Genomic DNA, 321 nt, shown 5'->3' with positions numbered 1-321 from the left:
ATGTAGCAAAATATTTTAATCTAGCTAATATAAATATAGATGACAAACATTGTGGGCTTCATTCAATGCGGCATAGTTTGGCAACAGAGTTGTCGAATCAGACGATTCCCATTACTGAAGTTAAAAACATATTAGGTCATACATCCATTCAATCTACTAAACAATATATTTGGTCAAATATTGATCAGCTAAAGAAAGCAGCGCTAGAGGTGGACTTATGATTAAAGATAAAGAATATTCAACATTTGAAAACGGAATTTTCAAACCATATTTTGAAAAATATATTGAATTTAAACGTTCTAAAGGCGAAAAAGTAGCTCG

At 30.8% G+C, this 321-nt stretch carries 1 protein-coding gene; it reads left to right on the top strand.

From position 1 onward, the window contains the following. The coding region (locus tag ACYQ4S_RS12545; protein WP_459771510.1) for a tyrosine-type recombinase/integrase at nucleotides 1-221 on the top strand (221 nt) is incomplete at its 5' end. Between the last annotated feature and the right edge of the window lie 100 nt (nucleotides 222-321).

This window comes from Alkalibacterium sp. s-m-28 (assembly GCF_054658175.1).
The sequence above is the reverse complement of the archived record's forward strand: the minus strand, read 5'-3'. Positions and strand labels throughout refer to the sequence as shown.